At 68.5% G+C, this 13,728-nt stretch carries 16 protein-coding genes; 9 read left to right on the top strand and 7 right to left on the bottom strand.

Annotation, left to right across the window (positions count from 1 at the left end):
• Window positions 1-389: 389 nt before the first annotated feature.
• The 4 genes from C475_RS01025 to C475_RS01040 all read left to right on the top strand — a co-directional run bounded on the left by C475_RS01025 (window position 390) and on the right by C475_RS01040 (window position 4,916).
• The gene (locus C475_RS01025) at window positions 390-833 is read left to right on the top strand and encodes a thiol-disulfide oxidoreductase DCC family protein (protein WP_006881861.1); all 444 of its coding nucleotides are present in this window, start codon (window positions 390-392) and stop codon (window positions 831-833) included.
• Window positions 834-963: 130 nt separating this feature from the next.
• Complete coding sequence (locus C475_RS01030) at window positions 964-2,271, top strand: substrate-binding domain-containing protein (protein ID WP_082223219.1); 1,308 nt, start codon at window positions 964-966, stop codon at window positions 2,269-2,271.
• Window positions 2,272-2,325: 54 nt separating this feature from the next.
• A complete protein-coding gene (locus C475_RS01035; RefSeq protein WP_006881863.1) occupies window positions 2,326-3,213 on the top strand; it encodes an ATP-binding cassette domain-containing protein in 888 nt (295 codons plus the stop codon).
• 5 nt (window positions 3,214-3,218) lie between these two features.
• Window positions 3,219-4,916, top strand: coding sequence for an ABC transporter permease (locus C475_RS01040; protein ID WP_006881864.1), 1,698 nt, complete (start codon window positions 3,219-3,221; stop codon window positions 4,914-4,916).
• Between the two features lie 36 nt (window positions 4,917-4,952).
• On the opposite strand, the gene tgtA is transcribed toward C475_RS01040, so the two are convergent.
• The 4 genes from tgtA to C475_RS01060 are packed head-to-tail and all read right to left on the bottom strand — an operon-like array spanning window position 4,953 to window position 7,772.
• On the bottom strand, window positions 4,953-6,428 hold the full coding sequence (gene tgtA, locus C475_RS01045; protein ID WP_006881865.1) for a tRNA guanosine(15) transglycosylase TgtA: 1,476 nt from the start codon (window positions 6,426-6,428) through the stop codon (window positions 4,953-4,955).
• A gap of 45 nt (window positions 6,429-6,473) precedes the next feature.
• Window positions 6,474-6,908, bottom strand: a complete 435-nt coding sequence (locus C475_RS01050) for a type II toxin-antitoxin system VapC family toxin (protein ID WP_006881866.1) — start codon at window positions 6,906-6,908, stop codon at window positions 6,474-6,476.
• Window positions 6,905-7,180, bottom strand: coding sequence for a hypothetical protein (locus C475_RS01055; protein WP_049929830.1), 276 nt, complete (start codon window positions 7,178-7,180; stop codon window positions 6,905-6,907). The genes C475_RS01050 and C475_RS01055 overlap by 4 nt, the downstream gene beginning before the upstream one ends.
• A 43-nt stretch (window positions 7,181-7,223) precedes the next feature.
• Window positions 7,224-7,772 carry an NUDIX hydrolase gene (locus C475_RS01060; protein ID WP_006881868.1) on the bottom strand — a complete coding sequence of 183 codons (549 nt, stop codon included), beginning with the start codon at window positions 7,770-7,772 and terminating at the stop codon, window positions 7,224-7,226.
• Between the two features lie 100 nt (window positions 7,773-7,872).
• On the opposite strand from C475_RS01060, the gene C475_RS01065 reads away from it, so the two are divergent.
• Window positions 7,873-9,138 carry a hypothetical protein gene (locus C475_RS01065; protein ID WP_006881869.1) on the top strand — a complete coding sequence of 422 codons (1,266 nt, stop codon included), beginning with the start codon at window positions 7,873-7,875 and terminating at the stop codon, window positions 9,136-9,138.
• 39 nt (window positions 9,139-9,177) lie between these two features.
• Here the strand turns inward: C475_RS01065 and C475_RS01070 are convergent, their stop codons facing one another.
• A complete protein-coding gene (locus C475_RS01070) occupies window positions 9,178-10,467 on the bottom strand; it encodes an outer membrane protein assembly factor BamB family protein (RefSeq protein ID WP_006881870.1) in 1,290 nt (429 codons plus the stop codon).
• A 143-nt stretch (window positions 10,468-10,610) separates the two neighbouring features.
• Between C475_RS01070 and C475_RS01075 the strand changes: the two genes are divergently transcribed.
• From C475_RS01075 to upp, 3 genes are all read left to right on the top strand, one after another.
• The gene (locus C475_RS01075) at window positions 10,611-10,805 is read left to right on the top strand and encodes a hypothetical protein (RefSeq protein WP_006881871.1); all 195 of its coding nucleotides are present in this window, start codon (window positions 10,611-10,613) and stop codon (window positions 10,803-10,805) included.
• A 106-nt stretch (window positions 10,806-10,911) separates the two neighbouring features.
• Window positions 10,912-11,610 (top strand): type 1 glutamine amidotransferase domain-containing protein, encoded by a 699-nt coding sequence (locus tag C475_RS01080; RefSeq protein ID WP_006881872.1) that lies wholly within the window; start codon window positions 10,912-10,914, stop codon window positions 11,608-11,610.
• Between the two features lie 75 nt (window positions 11,611-11,685).
• Window positions 11,686-12,366, top strand: coding sequence for a uracil phosphoribosyltransferase (gene upp, locus C475_RS01085; protein ID WP_006881873.1), 681 nt, complete (start codon window positions 11,686-11,688; stop codon window positions 12,364-12,366).
• 25 nt (window positions 12,367-12,391) lie between these two features.
• Here the strand turns inward: upp and C475_RS01090 are convergent, their stop codons facing one another.
• Together C475_RS01090 and C475_RS01095 are read right to left on the bottom strand one after the other, a co-directional pair.
• A complete protein-coding gene (locus C475_RS01090) occupies window positions 12,392-12,622 on the bottom strand; it encodes an Lrp/AsnC family transcriptional regulator (protein ID WP_006881874.1) in 231 nt (76 codons plus the stop codon).
• A gap of 1 nt (window position 12,623) precedes the next feature.
• A complete protein-coding gene (locus tag C475_RS01095) occupies window positions 12,624-13,304 on the bottom strand; it encodes a potassium channel family protein (protein WP_006881875.1) in 681 nt (226 codons plus the stop codon).
• A gap of 182 nt (window positions 13,305-13,486) precedes the next feature.
• Here C475_RS01095 and C475_RS01100 point away from each other — a divergent pair, with 182 nt between their 5' ends.
• Complete coding sequence (locus C475_RS01100) at window positions 13,487-13,717, top strand: Lrp/AsnC family transcriptional regulator (RefSeq protein WP_049929832.1); 231 nt, start codon at window positions 13,487-13,489, stop codon at window positions 13,715-13,717.
• Window positions 13,718-13,728: the final 11 nt, after the last annotated feature.

Genomic DNA, 13,728 nt, shown 5'->3' on the forward strand with positions numbered 1-13,728 from the left:
GCGCTCTCGACGTCGATATCACCCTCTCGGCGGGCGGGTCGGAACTGCTGGCGACGAGCGAGACCGTCGCGAACGACTCGAGCACGCGGATCACTCGCGACTGGTCGGGCGACGCCGCGGCCTACCGCCTGCGAGTCGACGCGGCCGACACGGATCTGGGCATAGACGCGGATCTGCCGGACGGGACCTGGCCCCGCGGGCGCTGTGCGTGGGCCGAGGTCGACTTCGGCAGCCCCAACCGGGAGCGCCAGCCCGGCGGCGAGACGGAAACGTACTCCGCCAGCGCTCGACTCCGCGACAACGACGAGGGCCCCTTCGGCGAGCAGTGCCCCCCGGAGTGACCGCGGTGGGTGGGGTCTTTCAAGTGCGTCGCCGCCGTAGCGTGAGTGATGGCCGAGGACATCCCCCGGGACAAGCCGATCCTCCTGTTCGACGGCGTCTGCAACCTCTGCAACGGGTCGATCCAGTTCGTCATCGAACACGACCCCGAGGGCGTCTTCCGTTTCGCGCCGCTGCAGTCCGAGGCGGCGGAGCGGTTGCTAGAGGACGTTGGCTTTCACGACTACGACTTCGATACGTTCGTCCTCGTCGACGGCGACGACTACTACACGAAGTCCGACGCCGCGCTGCGGGTCGCGCGTGAGCTGGGGTTCCCGTGGTCGCTCGCGGGAGTCGGGCGCGTCGTGCCGCGTCCCCTCCGGAATGCGGTGTACGATACGGTCGCCAGTCACCGCTACGCCGTCTTCGGGAAGCAGGCCCAGTGCATGATCCCCTCGCCCGAGATTCGAGAGCGATTCGTCGAGATGAGCTCCGGGGACAACTCGTCTTACTGATAGGCCGACGAGTACGCCGAGCAAGCGGCTTCGCTTCGCAGACGACCAGGCACGCCCCTCAGCGACGGAAAGGACAGCAATGGTACATAATTACCGCATTATTTTATATTATGTATTTTAATAGTGTGGTATGAGTTCGCAAGACACAGTGGACAGTGATAGACTCCCGATCGAGGTGGGTTCGAGGGTTTCCCGACGCGACGTGATGAAACAGATCGGCGCGGCGGGCGCCGCGCTGGGACTGGCCGGCTGTCAGACGGAGAACGGGGGGACGGCGACCGGTGACGGAAACGACAACGGTGACGGCGGTGACGGCGCGGCCCAGGCCGGGGACTTCGAGTTCTCGCGCCACCCGGCGGTCGCCCCGCCTGGCTGGGACGCGTCGAAGACGCGACAGGGGTCGGGACAGACCGAGCGGACCGCGGTGTTCGTCCTGCAGAACATCGACAACCCCTTCTTCATCCCGATGACCTGTGGATTCCACGACGCGCTCAACATCTTCGGGTGGGACGGTCAGGTCACCGGCCCGCCGGCGAACGGCGGTATCCCGGACCAGGTGAGCCTCATCGAACAGAACGTCTCGAACATGGAACCGGGCGACGTGCTGGTAACGACCGTGCTGAACAACGAGGCGTACAACGACGCGATCCAGAACGCGCTCGACAACGACATCGCAGTCGTGAACGGTCACTCGACCCCGGCAACGCGCGACTGGAACTACGACTACATGATGAACGATGTCGGGTTCAGCTACCGCGACCAGCCGATGATCGTCCCCCACGTCGGCATCCGCGACGCACGCGGGGGCGCGGCGATGGCCGCCGAGGCGTACGACCGCCTTCAGGAGAAGATCCCCGACAAGGACGAGTACACCGTCCTGATCACGAACGAACTGCCCGATAACCCCTCTGTCACCCGGCGTGTCAGCGCCGACGCGGCCGACCTCGGGACCGCCCAGCGCTACTTCGAGGCGCAGAGCGACCCGTCGGTGAGCCTCTACAACGATCAGATCATCAACCCACCCGCGAGCATCGCGGACGCCCAGACGCAGATCGTCGACACAATCTCGGGCGCGGACGTCGACGGCGTGGTCTGCTCGGCGTTCTGGGGCGCGGTCGGCGCCGGGCAGGCACTCGAGGCCGGCGAACTCGAGGGGCCGATGGTCGTCTGCGGGTTCGACCTCCTGCGCCCCCTGCTCGAACAGATCGAGGCGGGCAACGTCGACTTCACGGTCGGTCAGGACCCCTACAGTCAGGGGTTCCAGAACGTCCCGCTGGCGTGGATGTACCTGGAGCGCGGCATCGAGATGAAAGACCTCGAGTGGGGCGTCTCGGTCTGGGACCAGGAGAACGTCGACTTCGCGCTCGAGCGGCGCTCGTGGGCCGGCGACGGCGGCCTGCTGCAGTGGCAACAGGAGAACTACGACTTCCTGCGGTGAGCTGTCAGTCGTAGCGAGCCAGACACGCGAATGTCCGCCTATCCAACCCAATCAATGTCACAGTCAGACTCAGACACGGAATCGGACGCGGCGCCGTCCGCCGACGCGGCGGGCGCACAGCCGGGAGACGCCACGGCGAGCGCGGGGGAGCCCGAGGTCCCCGTCGCGGATGACGAGGAGGTGGTGCTCCGGACGAAAGACCTCACCAAGTTCTTCGGCGCCATCGAGGCGGTGCGGGACGTCAGCCTCGACGTCAACGCCGACGAGATCCTCGCCATCGCCGGCGACAACGGCGCCGGAAAGACGACGTTCATCAAGATGCTCTCGGGGGTGCTCGAGCCGACGCGCGGCGAGATCTTCCTCCGGCAGGACGGTCGGCTCGAGCGACAGTACTTCTCCTCGTCGAAGGACGCCATGGACGCCGGCATCGCGACGGTCTACCAGGGCCAGCACCTCAGCCCGACGGCCAGCGCCGCGAACAACATCTTCCTCGGGATGGAACCGCTGAGAGACGGCCCCGAGGGGTGGCTGTTGCGCCGGGTCGACGACGAGTACATGATCGGCGAGAGCCGGAAACTGCTCGCCGACATCGGGTTCGACTTCGACCCGCGCACCCCCGTCGACGAGCTGTCGGGCGGGCAGAAACAGGCCGTCGCCGTCGCGCGAGCGCTCATCAGGGACCCGCCGATCATCGTCCTCGACGAGCCGACCTCGGAGGTGTCGACGACGGGCACCGACAAGATCATCGACCTCGTCAGGGGCATCCCGGACGGGGAGAAGTCGGTGATCCTCATCTCGCACAAGATCGACGTCGTCGTCGACGTGGCCGACCGGATCGCGGTCATGCGCGACGGCGAGGTCGTCGAGGTGCTGGACACCCAGCGCGACGACGTGGCGCGCATGGACATCGTCGAACGGATGCACCGGGAGCGGGAGCGCTGATCGCCGTGGCGACCGAATCGACCGGCGTGCGCGGCCGGGTCAGCTCGACCGCGGCGTCCGTGTTCGACCGGCGCGAGGGGAGCGTCCTCGTCGGCCTCATCGCCATCTTCTTGGTCGGCGTCTACATCGATGCCTCTCGCTTTCTCCTGCTTGACAACATGGCCCGCATCCTCCGGTCGGCGGCGACGACGGCCATCATCGGCTACGGCGTCGCGCTGCTGATGGTCACTGCGGAGTTCGACCTGTCGGTCGGGTCGATGTACGGCGTGGCCGCCGGCATGGGCGCCATCCTCGTCGGCGGCGACGCGTTCGGCTTCCACCCCCTGTTCGCGCTCGCCGTCATCCTCGTCTTCGCGCTCATCTTCGGGATCACGCAGGGACTCGTCGTCACGAAGATGGAACTGCCGTCGCTCATCGTCACGATCGGGACGCTGACGCTCCTGCGCGGCGTCCACCGCATCCTGCTCGGCGGCACGACCGCCTCGGCCAGCGAAGTGGGGCTGCTGAAGTGGCTCGGCGGCCCGATCATCATCGCGGACCTGCCGTTCGTGAACGGACCGATACGCTACCAGGTTCCGTTCCTCCACGACCAGGTTCACAGCTTCGGCCAGTTCTCCATCCTGATCGTCTGGATCTTCGTCCTGCTGGGCCTGTTTCACTACATCCTCAACTACACTCGCTTCGGGCGCCACGCGCGAGCGACCGGGGACAACATCGAGTCCGTCGAGACGACCGGGGTCGACCCGGAGATGGTCAAGCTCGGCTGTTTCGGGCTCTGTTCGCTGACGGCCGCGTTCGCCGGGCTCGCCTTCCTCGGTCGGTTCGGGTCGGTCTCCTCGGGGAGCGGGGACGGACTCGCGCTGGTCGTCATCGCCGCCGTCGTGCTCGGCGGGACGAAGCTCACCGGCGGCGAAGGGTCGATGGTGGGCGTGCTGTTCGGCGCGCTCGTGCTCGCGACCGCTAACAACGTACTCGCCCTGGCGGGCCTGAACGTCAGCGGCTGGCAAGGCGTCATCACCGGCGGGTTCATCATCGCCGCGATCGGCCTCGACGTCATCCTGAAGGGGTTCAGCTACGACCTGCTGGAGTCGTGGTACGCCACGCCGATGCGGAACCTGCTCGCCTCCCCCCGCGAGTTCTTCGCGACGAACGCCGAGCAGAAAACCACCGACGACACCTTCGGCTTCCTGATGCTGACCGTCGGCGTCGCGGCCGTCGCGACGAACGTCCTCGCGTGGATCCTCGGCACCGAGGCGGTCAGCGGAGCGCTCGGTCTGCCGGTCGAGGACTTCAAGCTGTTCCTCCTCGGGGGCTGGCCGGAGACGGTCGCCCAGATCTACTTCTTCCTGATGCTGATGACGCTGCTCGCCGCGGCCGCGGTCGCGGTGGCGACGCAGTACTTCGACAGCCGCGGCGACTACGAGGACGCGCTCGTCGCCGTCTGTTACGGGATGGCGGCCGCCCCGCTGTTCGCCGTCCCCACCGTCCTGCTCGGGTTCGGCATCTTCTTCGTCGTCAGTCCGATGGTCTCGGCGCTCCTGGCGGCCGTCCCGGTCGTGCTCCTCATCGGCTGGACGATGGCCGCCGGGGTCACGGAGACCCACGACCTCTCACGCGGCCGCGCGTTCGCCGTCGTCGGCGCGGTCTACCTCGTCTGGGTCGTCGCGGCAGGGGTCGTCGCTCTCGGGCTCTCGACCGCGTGAATCCGGGCCTCGGCGGTCGGGAGCGCCGCCCCAGTCCTACTCCGCTCCGCGCAGGTTCCACAGGTCGACGCGCTCGGGAAGCGCGTCGAGCGCGCTCGCGGGCCAGTCGTCGTGGGCGAGCGTGAACTCGGTGTCGGGGTGGGCGGAGACGAGGCGGGCGACGCCGGCCGCGGCGGCCTCGTAGGCGGGCGCTTCGAAGCGCTCGGGCGTCTCGGCGGTGAGCGGGTAGCCGTCGGCGAGTTCCCGTGGGAACGGGCCAAAGGGCGGGAGCAAGTTCCAGCACTCGTCGAAGTCGTCGTGGCCGTTGCCTTCGGTCAGCAGCACCGAGTCGCCGCGCGGGTCGAGGCGGTCGAGGCGCTGGTGATGCCGGACGACCTCGGGCCGGCGGGCGCTCTCGCCGGAGAGGTGGAAGAAGGTGTCCTTGGAGACGGGGTCCGTGCGTTCGAGTTGGGCGGCGTGGTCGAGCAGGGCGCGGTAGCCGTCGAGCATCGCCGGGTGGCCACGGGCGCGGGCCTCGACGAGTTCCAGCAGGTCGCCCCGGCGGATGGCCTGCTTGATGGTGCGGAGTTCGCCGTAGGAGACGTGGAGGTTGTGCTCGGAGAGCAGGCGCTCGCGCTCGTCGGCGTCGAGCGAGCGGACTTCCGCGGGCGTGTGGCTCGTACAGACCGGACAGGAGCAGGGGAAGTAATCCAGGTCTTCGAGGTGTTCGGTGGTGCGGACGGTCATGTAGCGGTCGTCGCGGGCGTAGATGGCGTAGGCGGCGGAGTCGAAGAGATCACAGCCCAGCGCGACCGCGAGGGCGAACATCATGGGGTGGCCGGCGCCGAACAGGTGGACGGGCGCGCTCTCGGGGAGGCCGCGCTTGGCGGCGGCGACCACGTCCGCCAGGTCGGCGTAGCGGTACTCGTTCATCATCGGCACGACCGCGCCGACGGGGAACACGTCCAGCCCCGACTGCGCGGCGTGGGCGCCCGCCGCCTCGCGCAGGTCGGTGTAGGTCGACCCCTGGACCGGCGCGTTGACGAGCATGTCGCCGGTCTCGACCTCGGCGGCGGTGGCGAGCCGTTCCTGGGTGGTCGCGAGTTCGCCCTCGGCCTGCTCGCGCGAGACGTCCGGCGGTGTGGGGATGTCGACCGGTGTGCCGATATCGGAGCCGATGCGGTGCTGGAAGTCGAGTATCTCCTCGGTGGTTACGTCGATCTGGCCGTACTCGGCCAGCTGGAAGGATCCCGAGTCCGTCACGACAGCGCCGGAGAAGTCGAGCAGGTCGTGCAGTCCCTGCTGTTCGACGGGCTCGCGCAGGTCCTCGCTGCCGTAGAGGACGTAGGAGTTGGTGATGAGGATCTCGGCGCCGAACTCCGATTCGAGCTGTGCGGGCGTGATGGTCTGGAGGTGGGGGTTGATGACGGGGAGGAGCGCGGGCGTCTCGACCGTGACGCCGGCGCGCGGGACCTCCAGTTCGCCCAGCCGCCCGGCGGCGTCGTAGCGGTCGACCTCGAAGACGTCGGTCATTGCCCGCGTTTTCCCGCGGGCGGGCCTAAGGGTTGTGTTCGGTTGCTAGTCGAGGTCGGCGGGGTCGATCCGGTCGACGATGCCGTCGAAATCGTCGTCGAAGCTCAACACGGAGTCGATATCGCGTTTTTTCATCAAGGCGATCGTCGTCGCATCGGTAAAGCTGAGGCCCTGATCGTCGAATCGTTCGAACGTGTCGACCGCTTCTCGGAACACAGATCGGTCGATGTGTTCGAGTGTGACGAGATTCGGGTAACCGGTAGCGCCTCGTATTCGCCGTCCGACTCGGTTTGCGCGCTCGAACGATCCCGTGCGACTGAGCGTCAGCGTCACAGCCTCGTCGTAGAGATAGTCGCTTACGTACGGTTGCCCCTCGTCACCGTCGATGACTGCATCGAATGCCCGTACTGCGGCGTCATGACGAGTGGCGTCGATGTCGGCGTGAGCGTAGAAAACACCGCTGTCGACGATGACGCTCATCCGTAGAGGATGTCGTCGATATCGTCCTCGTCCGTTTCGACCCCGGAGGAGAACATCCCGCTATGGAACGCCTCACGTTCCTCTTCCGAGAGCGGGACGGTCGATTCGCGGAACGAATCGACGACTTCGGACTTCGATTCGTGTGCGTCTTTCAACAGACTGGTCATGATCTCCTGTTGGGTGACTTTCTTCCCGGTCCGTAGTTTGATCTCGGCCTGTAGCTCCTCCAGTAGCGACTTCCCCTCCTCGTCCATTTTGACTGCCGTCGCCATACTCGATGGTAGCGTCCGAAACCAGGTTAACTTTTCTACCAGACTACTCCTCGCCGAACAACGCGAAGTACAGCACCCCCAGCATCGACCGGCCGTCACGGAGTTCGTCCTCGCGCGCGGCGTCGACGAGGGCGTCGAAGGTCGTCGTCTCGACGCGGATGTCCTCGTTGTAGTCCAGGTCCTGCTCGCTACGCTGCTCGCAGTCGCGGGCGACGAAGTAGTGGAAGACGGCGTCGGAGAAGCCGTTGGCGGGCTCGACGGTCGTGAGGTGTTCGACCTCCCCGGGGAGATACCCCGTCTCCTCTTCGAGTTCGCGGGCGACGCACTCGGCGGGGTCGGCGTCCTCGGCTTCGATGCCCCCGGCGGGCAGGGCGAGGTTCACGCGGCCGACGGGCTGGCGCCACTGCTCGATGGCGACCACGTCGCCGTCGGGGGTGAACGGGAGGACGACGACGCTCTCGCCCTCGGTGAGGTAGTCGAACTCGGCCTCCTCGCCCGACGGGAAGCGCACGGTGTCGGTGAGGATGTCGAACCCTTCGCACGAGTAGGACGTTCGGCTGTCGATGGTCTCCCAGGCCAGATCGTCGGTCATGGTGGCAGGGGCGGCGCGAGCGGATTAGCGGTGTCGGTTGGCCGCGAGCGCTCGCAGTCGCCGAGCCCGAGCTTTTCCGGCCGGCGGCCGAACCGTGGGTATGGACGAGCCCTCGCCCCGGAAGAGCCGAGCCGCGGCGTCCGAAACGGACCAGCCGGTGGCGGTCGCGGAGGAGTCCGGAGAGGGGGCACCGACGGTCGACGTGGGACTGCTCGCGGCGACGGGGTCGCGGGTCGACTCCGACCGGCTGGTGGCGTTCGCGACCCGGCTGGCCGCCGACGGCGCCGACGAGCTGGCGGCGGCCACGGGAGCGACCTGGCGGTTCTACGCCGAAGAGCCCGAACCGCTGCCCGACGCGGGGCCGCGGCGGCCCTCGGAGTTCCTCGACGAGGCGGCGCTGCGGATGGTCGAGGGGCCCTACGACCTGGTCGTCGTCGTCACCGACGCGCCGCTGCTCGCGCGGAGCCGCCGCCGGGTCGCCGGGCTGGCGTCGCCGCTCAGCCGGGTCGCCGTCGTCTCGACCCACCGGCTCCGCGTGTCGGGCCGCGACAGCCCCAGCCGACCGCTGGACGCGCCGGCCGTCCGGTACAACGGCGCGGCGGTCATGCTCCACCAGGTCGGACACCTGCTCGGCGCCGACCACGACCCCAGCGGCGGCGCGATGGCGCCCTACGAGTTCGACCGCGACCGACGGTCGGTACCGTCGTTCGACGCGGACCTGACGCGGCGGCTGGCACGGCTCGCGCCGGCGATCCCGGAGGAGTCGGTCGAGTCGCGGAGCGTCACCGAACTGGTCGGGTTCCACCTGCGGAGCGCGGCGCGCCACCCCGGCGAGGTCGTTCGGTCGGTGGCGACCAGTCGGGCGCCGCTGTTGCCGCTGTCGCTGCCGAAACTGTCGACCGCGGCGGTGGCGCCGACGCTCATCCTCGTGTTCAGCGCCGAGACGTGGGACGTGGGGCTCAACCTCGACAACGGGACGGCGGCGCTGTTCGCGGTCGTCAGCGTCCTCGCCGCGGCGGCGTATCTCATGTTCTCGCTGAACCTCAACGTCCCGCGCGAGCGTCGCGGCGTCGTCACCGAACACGTCGCGCTGCTCAACGTCGTGATCCTGGCGATCCTCGTCGCCGGGACGGTCGGGCTGTTCGCGCTCGTCGGCGGGATCATGCTGGTCATCGCCTACGTCGTCTTCCCGCCGAACCTGATGACCAACTGGCCGAGCCTGGAGGACCCCGTCGTAACGACCGTCGACATCGTCCGCATCGCCGGGTTCATCGCCACCGTCGGCGTCCTCTCCGGCGCGCTCGCCGGCGGGCTGGAGGACCGAACGATCCTCCGCCACCTCGCGCTGTTCCGCCGTCGTCCCTGACCGCTGGCCATCACTGAGCGCTCGCCGTCCCTGTTCCCGTTACCCGTCCGCGTCGACGATCCGATAGAGCCCGCCCGATTCCTCGGGGTCGGCGTCCCGGTCGTCGGCCGCTTTCGCATCGAGGTAGGACGTGGCGGCGCGGTCGGTGAAGTAGACGGCGTCGTCGGTGACCAGCGGCGCGCACGTGACGACGCCGACGCCCTCGACGCTCCAGACCTCGTCGCCGGACGCCTTCTCGACGGCGTAGCAGGTGTCGTCGTAGGCGCCGACGACGACGTGCTCGCTCGTGACCGTCGGGCAGCCGATGATCGACCCGCCGGTGTCGAACGACCAGCGCTCGGCCCCGTCCTCGAACGCCAGCGCGTAGAGGTGCGAGTCGTGGCTGCCGACGTAGACGGTGCCGGTCTCGACCTCGATCGAGGGGCCGGACATCACCAGGTCGTCGGTCTCAAACGACCACTCCTCGGTACCGTCGTCGAGCGAGACCCGGTAGACCGTCCGGTCCCACGACCCGAAGACGGCGCTGCCGTCCGCGGTGGCGATCGGTCCCTTGATCTCCTCGCCCGTCGGGAACGTCCACAGGTACTCCAGGCCGGGGTAGCTCCAGCCGTAGAGGGAGCCGTCGTTCGAGCCGACGACGAGACGACCCGCCTCGCGGTCGATCGCGGCGGTCGAGTGGGGGTGGTCGGTCACCCGCTGGTCCTCCCAGGTCACGTCGCCGGTGACGGCGTCGACGGCGAACATCGCGCCGCTGGGGTCGTGGTACTCGACGGCGATGTAGACGGTGCCATCGTGATACCCCGGGCTGGAGCCGATGGCGTCGCCGAGTTTGCTCCGCCAGTAGCGCTCGCCGGATTCGAGGTCGAAGGCGTACAGCGCGCCGTCGTAGGCGCCGACGTAGACGACGCCGTTGGCGACCGCGGGCGTCCCGTGGACGCCCCGCGAGGTCGGGTCGACCGAGGAGCGCCAGACCTCCTCGCCGGCGGGCGTCACCCGCCGGATCTCGCCGTTGTCGCCCGGGACGACGATATCGCCGCCGGGGACCTCGACGGGGCTGGCCTTGGCCGCCGTGTGGTCGCCGGTGTTGACCTCCCAGATGGTCCAGTCGACTTCGGGGTCGGTCGGAATCGTGGCCTCGGGATAGACGCCGCGTCGCTGGAGACCGCCGCGGAACTCCGCGGTCGCGGTCTCGCTGAGCGGCTCGCCGTCGGTCTCGATCCTGCCGCCGACCTCCGTTCCCCCGGGCGCCGCCACGCAGCCCGCGAGGCCGGTCGCGATCGCGGCGCCGGCCGCCCCGAGGAACGCCCGTCGTGACTGGCGCTCGTCCATGTAGCCGGTAGTCGTCGCCGGGTCGTTTCACTGTTACGGGCCGGCGACGGGTCGAGACCCCTCCGCTCGTTCGTCTTCCGCTCCACGCGCTCGCGGTCCGACCCCACCCGCACAGCTAAGGGCTCGGCGGCCGCGCTCCCGGTATGGCGACCGACGAGGCGCCCTCGGGCGACATCCGCGTGTTGCTCGTCCTCGATCTCGTCCTCTCGCTGCTGTTCAGCGTCGGCGCCGTCTACGCGCTGGACCTGGCCGGGGTCGGCGAGTACACGTGGGAGAACGTCGCGCTCGCGACGCTGTTCCTCGCGGTCGTGACGTACGTCGCGGTCCTCAGGCAGTGAGCCGTGGCGCGAGCGACAGGCGAGGACGACCGCGCTGCTCCGCGGAGCCGGCAAGCCGTTCGGTCGCCGGATCGGTTACCCGTCTGGATCCCGTAGCGCGCGTGCTATGACATCCGCACTGTTCGTCGTCAGCGAGGAAGGCTACTGGGGAGAGGAATGCATCGAACCGCTCACGACGCTGGAGTCGGCGGGCGTCGACGTGACGGTCGCGACGCCCTCGGGCGACCCGCCCGTGATCGACGAGCGCTCGGTCGACCCCGACGAGGTCGGCGAGGAGACCGCCGAGCGCGTCCGCGACGTTCACGAGAACCACGCGGAACTGAACGACCCCGACCCGGTCGCTCGCGCGAGTGCCGACGACTACGACGCCGTCGTCTTTCCCGGCGGCCACGGTACCGCGTGGGACATCAACCAGGACCGCCACGCTCGGGCGCTGCTCCGGGAGGCCGTCGCCGGCGACGACGGGACGGCCCTGGTCGTCTGTCACGCCGTCGGGCTCCTGGCTTTCACCCGCGCCGACGACGGCGATTTCCTCGTCGACGGCCGCGACGTGACCGGCTTCCCCAACGAGTGGGAGGAGGGGATCGTCGACGACGACGACCGAATGCCCGGCGGTCGGAAGCTTCCCTACTGGGTCGAGGACGAAGTAAAAGCCGCGGGGGCCAACTGGGACGCCGAACTCGACGCTGACGAGAGCGTCACCGTCGACGGAGACCTGGTGACCGGCCGCGGTCCCGGCTCGTCGGCCGCCGCCGCGCAGGCACTGCTCGACGAACTCGGCGTCGCCGCCGAGGCGAGCGACTGAGACGGGACGGCGAACGCGAGGGCGGGACCGACGTCTCGCGGTGGCTATTTGGTGGGGCCGGACCCACTCGCGGGTATGACGATCGAAGACCGCGGCGACGCGAGCCTGATCACCCACGCACTCGCGTCGGACGTGTTGACGCGGCTGCGCGACGTGCAGACAGAACAGGTGGAGTTCCGGAAGGGGCTGGTCAAGCTCGGCCGGATCTGCGGCTACGAGATCATCGACGGCGCGATGGAGACTGAGTACGTCACCGTCGAGACGCCGCTGACGGAGACGATGGGCCAGCGCGTCAAGGGACTGGACGACGTGGTCATCGTCAACGTCCTCCGCGCGGCGACGCCGTTCGTCGAGGGGCTGCTGAAGGCGTTCCCGCGCGCTCGCCAGGGCGTCATCTCCGCCAGCCGCGACGAGGCGGCGGGCATGGACGGGTCGGGACAGTTCCCCATCTCCGTCGACTACGTCAAGCTCCCGGACATCGAGCCCGAGGACACCGTGATCGTCGCCGACCCGATGCTGGCGACGGGGTCGACGATGTGCGCCGTCCTCGAACGGGTGCTGGAAGGCCAGCCGGAACCGGAGAACCTGTTCGTCCTCTCGGCGGTGAGCGCGCCCGAGGGACTGCTGGCGGTCGGCGACGCCGTCCCGGAGGCCGAGTTGCTCACCGTCGCGATCGACGACGAACTCGACGACGACGGCTACATCGTGCCCGGACTGGGCGACGCCGGCGACCGGGCGTTCCGGACGACGGAGTAGGACGGAGAACGGCCGTGGGGCGCCGTCAGTCCATCGCGACGTAGGTCTGGGTGTCCTCGATGCCGTCGAGGCTCTGGATGTGGGTGGCGGCGACGGCCTTCACGTCGGCGGTCTCGTCGACGCTGACGGTGGCGATGAAGTCAACGTCGCCGGCGACGATGTAGGCGTCGTCGACGCCCTCGACGTCGAGGATCTCCGATTTGAGTCGCTCGGCGTCGCCCGAGTGGGCCTTGACCATGACGTAGGCGCGGACCATCTCAGGCACCCCCCGTCGCGGCGACGGCCTCGCCGACGACGATCTGGCGCACGTCGTCGAGTTTCTCGAAGTCCGCGAGGATGGCGAGCGTGTCACCGACCTCCAGGGACACGTCCTCGTCGGGGATCGACAGGGGGTCGCCCTGTTTGCCGAACGCGAGCAACTCGGTATCGGCGGGCAGTTCGAGTTCGCTCAGGGTGTAGCCGCGCATGGGCGACTCCGGCGTGACGGTGAGTTCGACCAGCTGGAGATTCTGCGCGATGTCGGCGACGGCGCGGATGTTCCCGCCCAGCAGGGCGTTCTTGGCGACGATGGCGCCCAGCCGTTCGGGGTAGATGACCTCGTCGACGTCGGAGGCGTACTTGCGGTAGATGTCCTCGCGGTACTCCTCGTCGATCCGGAGGACGGTGCGACAGCCGTGGTGTTTCGCGACCATGCACGCGACGAAGTTCGTCGAGAGGTCGCCCGTCAGTGCGCCCAGAGCGTCCGCCTCCGCGAGGTCGGCGGCGATCAACACCTGCTCGTCGCTGGCGTCGCCCTCGATGACCTCGTAGCCCTCCGCCGTCGCGCGGTCGACCTTCGTCGGGTCGCGCTCGATGAGGACCACCTCGTGTCCGCTGTCTTCGAGTGCGCGTGCCGTTCGCAGCCCGACGCGGCCGGCACCCACGATAACGAATCGCATGGTAACGCGTACGACCAGGCAGGGAATAAAGCTACCTCCGATCACCCCCCGATCGGTGGGTCCGAATCCCCGACTGAATCTCCCGACCGTATGCGTGCGTGTTAGTCTCACCCTATCCGATTACTGCGGGCTTCGCGGTACGGGGGAAGGTTTTTGGAGTCACCGCGAGAAGTTCGGGTACGATGGTGCGGGCCTTTATCATGGTGAAGACGGCGGCCGGGAAGTCCGAACAGTTGCTCGACTCGATCCGGGGGATCGACGGGGTCGAGGAGGCGCACATCGTCGCCGGCCAGTACGACATCATCGTCGAGGCGGTCGGCGAGGAAGTGTACGACCTCATGCACGGCGTCGCGACCAGGCTCCGCGATATCGACGGCGTCGCCGACACGAAGACGTACATCTGCCTCGACTGAGCGCTCTCCTC

The sequence above is a fragment of the Halosimplex carlsbadense 2-9-1 genome (assembly GCF_000337455.1).
Lineage (GTDB): Archaea > Halobacteriota > Halobacteria > Halobacteriales > Haloarculaceae > Halosimplex > Halosimplex carlsbadense.